Genomic DNA, 9,268 nt, shown 5'->3' with positions numbered 1-9,268 from the left:
GGCAATGACGGGGGCGGAGACGCGTGTTGGGTCTCCGCCCCCGTCTGCTATCGCACCCGCGAGCCGTGGCGGTAGGCGTCTTGAGACGCCATCTCGGGAAGCTCGTCACAAGTTGGGCGGTTTTCTCAGGGCCCGTTGAGTAGCAGGCCAATTACGCGTCGAAAAACACCAGGTAGAAATAGGTAGCCCGATTGGCCGTACTTGAGCGGGCCAAGAAAAACCGCCCAACAAATGAATGTAGCGTAGGGCGCCGCGCGTCGGAGCTAGGGCCGGTGCTCGTCGCCCCACGCGCACATGAGGTCGAGCACGGGCGCGAGCGAGCGACCGCGCTCGGTGAGGCTGTACTCCACCTTGGGCGGGACCTGCGGATACTCCTCGCGGTGCACGAGTCCGTCGGCCTCCAGCTGCTTGAGCGTTGACGAGAGCGTCTTGTACGAGATGCCACCGATGTAGCGCTGCATCTCGTTGAAGCGGACCACGCCGAACTCCATGAGCGTGTAGAGGACCGTCATCTTGTACTTGCCGTTGATGAGCGAGAGCGTGTACGAGAAGCCCGTCTCGCCCAGGTGGGCGTTGGATATGTCGCAGCCGGCCATGTCTATCCCCGCACTTTCCCTAAGGGAAGCACCGCACCTTGATGCGTGTATTAATCACAACGGGAGCATTTTCCTACGATTGCGGTTGAGTGACAATGCGTCTGACCAGCAGCTTACGCAGGCGGACCGCGGACTCTGCCTGCGGAGAAGTTATTTGTAGTTAACAAATCCAGCCCAAATAGTTTACTCTATCTAACCGCTCTGCTCGGACGGTTGGAGAGGTGTCTTGCATGATGATCAACAAGCGGCTTGTTGGCTCCGTGCCTGAAAGCAAAAGGCACGTTGCGGCGAGCGTCGCTCTGCAGTGGGTGGGGCTTCTCGCCAACGTGGTGATGATCCTGGCTGTTTGCCGGCTGCTCGACGCGCTCCTTGCGAACGCCGCCACCCCCTCCGACCTCGTGCTCACGGCCTGCGTGGCGGCAATCTCCGTTGGCGTCCGCGCCGCGTGCACCGTCGGGTCCACGCGCGCGAGCTACCTGGCCAGCAGCGCCGTCAAGCGCGCGCTGCGCCACCGCATCTACGAGAAGCTGCTGCACCTGGGGCCCAGCTACCGCGAGCGCGCGATGACCTCCGAGGTCGTGCAGGTGGCCGTAGAGGGCGTCGACCAGCTGGAGACCTACTTCGGCGCCTACCTCCCGCAGCTCTTCTACGCGATGCTCGCACCGCTCACGCTGTTCTGCGTGCTGGCCACAATCGACCTGCCGGCCGCGACGGTGCTGCTCGTGTGCGTGCCGCTCATCCCGGTCGCCATCGCGGCGGTCCAGACCTGGGCCAAGAGGCTGCTCTCCAGGTACTGGGGTCAGTACACCGAGCTCGGCGACACCTTCCTCGAGAACCTGCAGGGCCTTACCACCCTCAAGATCTACCAGGCCGACGAGTTCAAGCAGCGGGAGATGAACGAGGAGTCCGAGAGGTTCCGGCGCATCACGATGCGCGTGCTCACGATGCAGCTCAACTCGATCACGATCATGGACCTCGTGGCGTACGGCGGGGCGGCCGCAGGCATGGGGGTCGCGCTCGCGCAGGTCGCCGCCGGCGCGCTGGGACCGGGCGGTTGCCTGGCCGTGATCCTGCTCGCGGCGGACTACTTCATCCCCATGCGCCAGCTGGGCTCGTTCTTCCACGTGGCGATGAACGGCATGGCGGCGAGCGACAAGATCTTCCGGCTGCTCGACGCCGACGAGCCGCCCGCAGGCGGCGAGAAGTTCCCGGCGCGTGCGGACGTCACGGTGCGCGACCTGAGCTTCTCGTATGACGGCGAGCGCGAGGTGCTGCGCGGGGTGAGCCTGGACGTCCCGGCGGGCGGCTTCGTGGCCGTGGTCGGCGAGTCGGGCTGCGGCAAGTCGACGCTGGCCTCGATCCTCATGGGCCGTGCGCGGGGCTACGCGGGCGAGGTGCTCGTGGGCGACGCCGAGCTCGCGGACCTCGACGCCGCCGACCTGCTCGCCCACATGACCTACGTGGGGCACGAGAGCTACCTCTTCAAGGGCACCGTGCGCGAGAACCTGCTGATGGGCGCACCGGATGCCGACGACGCCGCGCTCTGGGCCGCGCTCGAGCGCGTGCGCCTGGCCGACTTCCTGCGTGGCGAGAGGGGACTGGACACGCCGCTTGCCGAGCGCGCCTCCAACCTCTCGGGCGGGCAGCGGCAGCGCCTGGCGCTCGCGCGCGCCCTGCTGCATGACACGCCGGTCTACCTCTTCGACGAGGCCACGTCCAACGTGGACATGGAGAGCGAGGACGCCATCATGGCGGCGATCCGCGCGCTCGCCGCGGAGGCCGGGCGCACGGTGCTGCTGATCTCGCATCGCCTGGCCAACGTGGCGGACGCCGACGAGATCTTCGTGATGAAGCGCGGGCGCGTGGCGGAGCACGGGCGGCACGAGCGGCTTCTCGCCGTCGGCGGGGCCTACGCACGGCTCTGGCGCACGCAGCGAGAGCTCGAGACGCTGGGGGAGGAGGTCGCGTGATGGCGACGGCGGACGGGGTGCGGGCGAGAAGGACCGGCCCGCAGGTGATGCTGCGCCTCGTGGGGCTGGTGCGACCGCTTGCGGGCTTCATGGCGCTCGCGATTGTGATGGGGCTCGTCGGGCACGTGTGCGCGTCGACCATCACGGTGCTGGCGGGCATGGGGCTGCTCGGGCTTCTCGGCGACGCGGCGGGACTCCCGCTCGCGACGGCGGTCGTGGCGATGGCGGCGTGCGCGGCGGCGCGCGGCCTGCTGCGCTACGGCGAGCAGGCGTGCAACCACTTCATCGCGTTCAAGCTGCTCGCGCTTATCCGGGACCGGGTGTTTCGCGCGCTGCGTCGCCTGGCGCCGGCGCGCCTGGAGGGACGCGACCGCGGCGACCTGATCTCGCTCATCACCTCGGACATCGAGCTGCTGGAGGTGTTCTACGCCCACACGATCTCGCCGACGGCGATCGCGGTGCTGTTCTGCGCGGTGACCTGCGCGTTCGTGGCGACGTTCCATCCGGCGCTGGCCGTGCTGGCGCTGGCGGCGCACGCGGTGGTGGGCGCGATCTGCCCGCTTGTGGCCTCGCGGCTCGCGGGCGACGCGGGTGCCCGGCAGCGCGCGGGCGCGGGTGAGCTCAGCTCGTTCGTGCTCGACAGCCTGCGCGGCCTCGACGAGATCCTGCAGTACGGACGCGGCGGGGCGCGCCTGGCGCAGATGGACGCGCGCTCGGGGGCGCTCGCGGGCGACGAGGCGCGTCTCAAGCGGGCGGCCGGCCGCGCGACGGCGCTCACCAACGCCGTCATCGTGGCGTTCGACCTGGCGATGCTGCTAGTGGCCGCCACGTTCTACCAGGCGGGGGAACTGGGGTTCTCCGGCGTCCTCCTCCCCACGCTGGCGCTCATGAGCTCCTTCGGGCCGAGCGTGGCGCTGGCCAACCTGGGCTCCACGCTGCAGGGCACGATCGCGGCGGGCAACCGCGTGCTCGACGTCCTTGACGACGAGCCCGTCACGCCGGACGTCGCGGGTCGGGCGCCCGTCGAGGCGTTCTCGGGTGCTGTGGCCGAGGGCGTGGGCTTTGCCTACGACGACGAGCGCGTGCTCGACGGTGTCTCGCTCGAGGCGCCGGTCGGGCGGGTCGTGGGCGTCACCGGTCGCAGCGGCTCGGGCAAGTCCACGCTGCTTCGGCTCTTCATGAGATTCTGGGAGGCGGACGAGGGCGCGGTGCGCATCTCCGGCCGGTCGGTGAACGACGTCAACACCGCTGACCTGCGCTCCGTTGAGGCCCTTGTCACGCAGGAGACGCACCTCTTCCACGACAGCATCCGCAACAATCTGCGCATCGCGCGGCTCGACGCCACCGACGACGAGATCGAGGAGGCGTGCCGCAGGGCGTCGGTGCACGACTTCATTGCGAGCCTGCCCGCTGGCTACGACACGCCCGTCGGCGAGCTGGGCGACACGCTCTCGGGCGGCGAGCGGCAGCGCCTGGGCTTGGCGCGCGCGTTCCTGCACGACGCGCCGTTTCTCCTGCTCGACGAGCCCACGAGCAACCTCGACGCGCTCAACGAGGCCGTCATCCTGCGCTCCATCCGTGACGAGCGCGCCGGCCGCACGGTGCTGCTCGTCTCGCACCGGCCGTCCACGATGCGCATAGCCGACGAGGTGGTCTGCGTTGAGAGCGGGCGGGTGAGCTGATGGCGCGCGTCGATTCCGCCCGCGTGGCGTCCAAGCGGGAGCGCGAGAAGCGCATGGTGTCCGAGATGATCGCGCTGTACTGCCGCAAGCGCCACGGCGCCCGGCGCGGTGAGCTCTGCCCGGAGTGCGCCGAGCTCGCGGAGTACGCACGGCGGCGCAGCGACCGCTGCCCGTTCATGGAGACCAAGACGTTCTGCTCAAACTGTCGCGTGCACTGCTACAAGCCCGAGATGCGCGAGAAGATCCGCGAGGTCATGCGCTTCTCGGGTTCGCGGATGATTTTCCACCATCCCGTGGCGGCGATTCGGCACGTGACGGAGACCAAGGCCGAGGAGCGACGACTCAAGAGGGAGCGTGACGCATGAGGGTGAAGAAGGCACTGTTCATGGCGCTGGGGTGCGTGGGTCTGGTGCTGGGGGCCATCGGGGCGGTGCTGCCGCTGCTGCCGGCCTTCCCGTTTTTGCTGCTGGCGGCGTTCTGCTTTGCCAAGAGCTCGGAGCGGCTGCACGCGTGGTTCACGGGGACCAGGCTCTACCGCGACAACCTGGAGAGCTTCGTCGCCGGCCAGGGGATGACGAGAAGGACCAAGGTTCGCGTCATGGTCACGGTGACGCTGCTGATGTCGGTCGGCTTCGCGATGATGCACGCGGTGCGCGTGGGCCAGGTCGTGCTGGCGTGCGTGTGGGTGTTCCACATCCTGTACTTCTGCTTTGGCGTGAAGACCAAGCCGGAGGCCGCCGAGGCGTAGGGGCACGTTTCCGTCCCCCTCGGGACTCACCGTGCTATGATGTAGACGCGTCTACAGACAGGAGGGCGACATGGCAACGGCGGTGGTGTCCGGCAGGGTTGACGAGCAGGTGCGCGTGCGCGCCGACGCGTACATCCGCGCGGCCGGCTCCACGCCGGGTGACGTGATTCGCGCGGTGTGGGAGAACATCGCGCGCACGGGCGAGGTACCCGAGGTGGGGGAGGAGCAAGAGGAGCCCGATGCCCTTGAGCGGCTTCGGGCGCTCAGACCCGCCTTTGGCGCGTCTGACTGGCTCGTCAACCTCACTGAAGAGCAGATGAGGGACATGATTGCGAGCCGTTATGCGTGACTACAACAGCCGGAGGCTTCTCTTTGACACCAATGTCCTGCTCGACCTTATGGTCGAGGGGCGCCCGCAATCGCGTGAGGCCTGGGCGGTGATCGAGCGCTGCAACGGTGGGGGAGACCTGGGGCTTGCGTGTCCCATGTCACTCAAGGACGCGTACTACGTGCTGAGCAAGGGCGGGCACGAGCGCGAGGCGCGCGAGGCCGTGGAGGCCCTCACCGAGCTTCTCGTCATCGCGCCGCTCGGGGCCGAGGAGTGCGAGCTGTCGCTGCACGGCACCGAGCCCGACTTTGAGGACGGGCTCGTGCGCGCCTGTGCCGAGCTCAACGATGTCGACTTCATCCTCACGCGCGACGCCCGCGCCTTCAGAAGGTCGACGGTGCGCGCCGTGACCTGCGCGGAGTACCTGGAGCTCGCGGGCTAGGTATCACGCGACGTGGCTGGCGCGTCCCCGCGCCCGGACTCTTACACCACGAAACCCGACGCGATCCGAGGTTGGCCCACAGTTCACGCATTTGTGGGCCACCAGCACACAGATGCCCCTCTCGCTGGCCAGGGCGTCAGCAGGCCGCCCTCTTCCGGGTCAGGCGAGAAGCTCGGCGAGGATGTTCGCGAACTCGCGGTGCATCCAGCTGCCGCGCGCGCTCGGCCAGAAGGCGTAGTAGTCGCGCGTGAGCTGGCCCGCGGGCCCCACGAGCGGGACGTGGCGGATCACGCCGCCCGCTGCCGGCGCCTTCCGGTGCGACTCGATGGGCAGGAAGCCGCGATTGCCGGCCACCATCATGTGCGCCTCGTCGAGCGTCTCGGCAAAGAGGAACGGGCAGGAGAAGTTGAGCGTGTCGCGGTAGAAGTCGCGCTCGGCGGCACGGGCGTCGCCGTGGGCCACGAGGATGCACGGCACGTCCGCAAGTTCGGAGACGCTCAGCTCGTCGCGCGTTCCCAGCGGATTTGCCTCGGAGACCTCCACGAAGGTGCGGCAGGTCATGAGGGGCACGTTCTGGAACTCGTCGGACAGCTCGCGGCGCCGGTCGCTGAAGGCCAGGTCGACGGCACCGGAGAGCAGCATCTCGTAGAGGTCCTCGTGACTGCCGGGTCGCGCGGTGACCGCGACCTCCGGGTGGCGCAGCGTGAACGCGGCCACGGCTCCCTGCACCTCCCAGCTCCCATAGCGGCTGAGATAGCCCACGGTGAGCTCGCGGCGCCCTTCTCCATTCGCGTGCTCCACCTCGAAGCGCATGCGGCTCACGCGGTTGAGCACGTCGCGCGCCGCGGAGAGCACGGCCTCACCCGCCGGCGTCACCGAGAAGCGCCGGCCCTCGCGATGCAAAAGCTCGCAGCCCAGTTCCTCCTCCAAGGCCTTGACCTGCTGCGACACGGCGGACTGCGAGATGTAGCAGCGCTCGGCGGCGCGCGTGAAGCTGCCGGTATCGACCACGGCGGCAAAGTATTCGAGCTGTCGGAGCAGCATGGGATCGTCCTCCTCGTCCACTGCGACAACTTTCACAGCCGGCGGCTCCCCTTGTCAAGGCAAACGGAACCTTCTCACGCCTGATCCGTTTGGGAATGAGAAGCCGGGGGCTTCGCGCCAGCTGCGAGGCCGAATGGGCTCGTGTGACGACGGCTGACGACGGCATGCGTTTCCCAACGATGCAGATAGTTCGAATATTTCACGGGCATGCTGACCGGAAGGAGCGGTTTTGCATCCGGGCGTCCTCGCCCGAGCCAAATCTGTGAGAAACACACCCCTTGTGGGTGGCAGGTTTGATATTCGGAGGATGACTGGCCGCTTGCATGAACTGGCGAGAAGAGCGCGACTGACGTTTCCGCAGGTCGCGACAGTCCTCCTCGCCAAAGATAACGTGCAGATAAGTTTCTATATCAAATCTATGACCCAATCGCACGCGTTTTGGGCAACTGCGTGCATTTGACCGGTACGATCAGCTCCCTTCTATCCTTATGATTAGAATTTCTAATAATAAATTGAGAAATATCGATAATTCGATTAGCAGAACGAATCATACACTAAAGCTGTCAACAATAACGAAGGGAGCGCATATGGCAACCAGGAACGTCATGATCGTCACGGGCGCGGGCCAGATCTCCATGGCCATCGCGCGGCGCATGGGCGCCGGCATGAAGATCGTCATGGGCGACAAGAGCCCGGCCAATGCCGAGGCCATCGCCACCACGATGAACAACGCAGGCTTCGACGTCACGCCGGTTGAGATGGACCTTGCGGACCGCGCGTCCATCAAGGCGCTCATCGCCCGCGCGCAGGAGCTCGGACCCGTCACGATGCTCGTGAACGGAGCGGGCGTGAGCCCCAGCCAGGCTCCGATCGAGGCCATCCTGCACGTGGACCTCTACGGTACGGCGGTCCTGCTCGAGGAGGTCGGCCGCATCATCGAGCCCGGCGGCGTGGGCGTCACGATCTCCAGCCAGTCCGGTCACCGCATGCCTGCCCTCACGCCCGAGGAGGACGAGCAGCTCGCCTGCACGCCCACTGAGGAGCTTCTCGCCCTGCCGCTGCTCCAGCCCGAGAACGTCCGCGACACGCTCCACGCCTATCAGTTGGCCAAGCGCTGCAACGAGAAGCGCGTGATGATGGAGTCCGTGCGCTGGGGCGAGAAGGGCGCGCGCATCAACTCGATCAGCCCCGGCATCATCGTGACGCCGCTTGCCATCGACGAGTTCAACGGACCGCGCGGCGACTTCTACAAGAACATGTTCGCCAAGTGCCCGGCGGGACGGCCCGGCACCGCCGATGAGGTGGCCAACGTGGCCGAGCTCCTCATGAGCGACAAGGGCGCGTTCATCACGGGCGCGGACTTCCTCGTGGACGGTGGCGCTACGGCGAGCTACTTCTACGGCCCGCTCAGGCCCAAGGCGTAAGCGTCCCGGTCCTTGGCCGACGGGGCACAAAAAAGGTGTGTGCTACCCTTTTTGTCGGGCGACGTGCGACTCGGCGCCCCGGCGGCCTTGGGCGAGAGGAACATGCGATGTTTTGCACCAAATGCGGAGCCGTGATTCCCGACGGGGTGAAGTTCTGCACGAGCTGCGGCGCTCCCGTGGCCGGCCAGGAAGACGCCTTCGAACAGAAAGAGGCGTGCAGCCTGCCCGAGGACTACGCCACGCAGCGCTCTGACCAGCAGCCTCCGCAGCCTCGTCGCTCCCGCAGCCTGCTCGTCGTGGCTATCGTGCTCTGCGTCGTGGCGCTCGCGGCGGTTGCGCTCGTCATCTGGGGGGTTGCGGGGCCGGGTCTGTCGCTGCCCGGGTCTTCTGGCGACTCCGCCGAGGTGGTGACGGAGGACCCGGATGACTCCGGCAGCGCGGGTGACGAGCCTGCGTCCCCCGACGCGCCGGCCGAACCCGACGCGCCGGCCGAGCCCACCACGACGGCCGAGCCCGGGGACGAGGACGTGGAACCCGAGGGCGATGCCCCGTCCGAGACGGCCGACCTGGGCATGGCCGCCATCGTGGACGTCACGGCGAGCTCCGTGCTCCCCGGCGACAGCATCACGAGCTACTACGGCCCGAACAACCTGATCGACGGGAGCCTCTCGACGGGCTGGTCCGAGGGTGTGGACGGAACGGGCGAGGGGCAGTGGTTCCAGATTGACTTCAGCTCGCCGCAGGACGTGCACGGCGTGTCCATCTGCCCCGGATACGCCAAGTCGCAGGAGCTGTTTGAGAAGAACGCCTGTCCGACAAAGGTCCGCGTGCACTTCTCCGATGGCGCGCACATGGACGTCACGCTGAACGACTCGCTCACGCCCGGCCGCGAGATGCAGGCGTTCAGCTGCGAGGAGACGCACCGCACCGACTACCTGCGCGTCGAGATCCTTGAGGCGCGCCCGGGCTCCGCATGCAACGACACGGTCATCTCGGAGTTCAGCTTCTACTAGGCGTCCCTCCACCGGGCGGTC

Annotated in this window: 10 protein-coding genes; 8 read left to right on the top strand and 2 right to left on the bottom strand. The window is 67.4% G+C overall.

Annotation, left to right across the window (positions count from 1 at the left end):
* Positions 1–263: 263 nt before the first annotated feature.
* Positions 264–596 carry a winged helix-turn-helix transcriptional regulator gene (locus tag ACWTSU_RS03810; protein ID WP_455138551.1) on the bottom strand — a complete coding sequence of 111 codons (333 nt, stop codon included), beginning with the start codon at positions 594–596 and terminating at the stop codon, positions 264–266.
* Between the two features lie 230 nt (positions 597–826).
* On the opposite strand from ACWTSU_RS03810, the gene ACWTSU_RS03805 reads away from it, so the two are divergent.
* From ACWTSU_RS03805 to ACWTSU_RS03780, 6 genes are all read left to right on the top strand, one after another.
* Positions 827–2,566 carry an ABC transporter ATP-binding protein/permease gene (locus ACWTSU_RS03805; protein ID WP_455138550.1) on the top strand — a complete coding sequence of 580 codons (1,740 nt, stop codon included), beginning with the start codon at positions 827–829 and terminating at the stop codon, positions 2,564–2,566.
* Positions 2,566–4,248, top strand: coding sequence for a thiol reductant ABC exporter subunit CydC (cydC, locus tag ACWTSU_RS03800; protein ID WP_455138582.1), 1,683 nt, complete (start codon positions 2,566–2,568; stop codon positions 4,246–4,248). The genes ACWTSU_RS03805 and cydC overlap by 1 nt, the downstream gene beginning before the upstream one ends.
* Positions 4,248–4,613 carry a nitrous oxide-stimulated promoter family protein gene (locus ACWTSU_RS03795; protein ID WP_455138549.1) on the top strand — a complete coding sequence of 122 codons (366 nt, stop codon included), beginning with the start codon at positions 4,248–4,250 and terminating at the stop codon, positions 4,611–4,613. Before cydC ends, ACWTSU_RS03795 begins: the two co-directional genes overlap by 1 nt.
* The gene (locus ACWTSU_RS03790) at positions 4,610–4,996 is read left to right on the top strand and encodes a YbaN family protein (protein ID WP_455138548.1); all 387 of its coding nucleotides are present in this window, start codon (positions 4,610–4,612) and stop codon (positions 4,994–4,996) included. Before ACWTSU_RS03795 ends, ACWTSU_RS03790 begins: the two co-directional genes overlap by 4 nt.
* 70 nt (positions 4,997–5,066) lie before the next feature.
* Positions 5,067–5,345 (top strand): type II toxin-antitoxin system RelB/DinJ family antitoxin, encoded by a 279-nt coding sequence (locus tag ACWTSU_RS03785; protein ID WP_455138547.1) that lies wholly within the window; start codon positions 5,067–5,069, stop codon positions 5,343–5,345.
* Complete coding sequence (locus tag ACWTSU_RS03780; RefSeq protein WP_455138546.1) at positions 5,338–5,766, top strand: type II toxin-antitoxin system VapC family toxin; 429 nt, start codon at positions 5,338–5,340, stop codon at positions 5,764–5,766. The genes ACWTSU_RS03785 and ACWTSU_RS03780 overlap by 8 nt, the downstream gene beginning before the upstream one ends.
* 159 nt (positions 5,767–5,925) lie before the next feature.
* On the opposite strand, the gene ACWTSU_RS03775 is transcribed toward ACWTSU_RS03780, so the two are convergent.
* Positions 5,926–6,846, bottom strand: a complete 921-nt coding sequence (locus tag ACWTSU_RS03775; RefSeq protein ID WP_455138545.1) for a LysR family transcriptional regulator — start codon at positions 6,844–6,846, stop codon at positions 5,926–5,928.
* A 551-nt stretch (positions 6,847–7,397) separates the two neighbouring features.
* Here ACWTSU_RS03775 and ACWTSU_RS03770 point away from each other — a divergent pair.
* The gene (locus tag ACWTSU_RS03770) at positions 7,398–8,234 is read left to right on the top strand and encodes an SDR family oxidoreductase (protein ID WP_455138544.1); all 837 of its coding nucleotides are present in this window, start codon (positions 7,398–7,400) and stop codon (positions 8,232–8,234) included.
* Positions 8,235–8,341: 107 nt separating this feature from the next.
* Positions 8,342–9,247, top strand: coding sequence for an NADase-type glycan-binding domain-containing protein (locus ACWTSU_RS03765; RefSeq protein ID WP_455138543.1), 906 nt, complete (start codon positions 8,342–8,344; stop codon positions 9,245–9,247).
* Positions 9,248–9,268 lie beyond the last annotated feature (21 nt).

It is taken from the genome of Thermophilibacter sp. (assembly GCF_966187215.1).
Note: the sequence above shows the minus strand (reverse complement) of the source record. Positions and strands in the feature narration are given on the sequence as shown.